The sequence below is a fragment of the Mycobacterium sp. E3247 genome, assembly GCF_001667785.1.
Taxonomy (GTDB): Bacteria; Actinomycetota; Actinomycetes; order Mycobacteriales; family Mycobacteriaceae; genus Mycobacterium.
The window spans coordinates 1-574 of record NZ_LZJG01000258.1 but is presented as its reverse complement, the minus strand read 5'-3'; the positions used below and the strand labels follow the sequence as shown (position 1 = coordinate 574).

General features: G+C 66.7%; 1 pseudogene. It reads right to left on the bottom strand.

The window, feature by feature from the left end:
* A pseudogene (locus A9X04_RS30935) lies at positions 1-574 on the bottom strand (hypothetical protein); the annotation flags it as partial.

The following is a 574-nucleotide window of genomic DNA, read 5'->3' as shown; positions in this document are numbered from 1 at the left end:
CTTCGCCCATTCGGCGGCCAGCCCGGGAAAGCAGACTTCGTCATAGGCCTGGATCTCGAGCGAGCCGCGTTCGGCGATCCGCCGGGGCGAGGGTTTCGTGGCCGCGGGCAGTCCGAGCTCGCGGCGCTGTGCGTTCTCCACTTGCTTCGTCGAGCGCCAAAACAACCACTCGACCGTTTTCATGCCGGAGCGAAACAGCGGCGCCGGCACGCGCGGAACGAGCTGGCCGTTGGCCCGCATCGGGAAGTGATGAAGTGTCGCCAGCGGAATGCGGTAGAACTCGGCGACGTTGGCGGCGGCCTGCTCGAAATTCAGACCGGTGCAGAGCAGGTCGGCGCCGGCCGCGAGTGACGTCAGCGTCGCGCTCACCTCGCCCCAATGCCGGATGAGGGGCTCCCAGACCTTGCGCATCAACCTGATCGGGCTGCGGACCGTCCAAATGTTCCGGAAGAACTCCGACCACATGTTGCGGAGGAACTCCTCGTCGAGGAAATCGTGCAGTTCCGGGCCGTACGGGACCGCCGTGAGCCCGGCGGACTCGGCGAAGCCCACCAATTCCGGCGGGACGGCCATG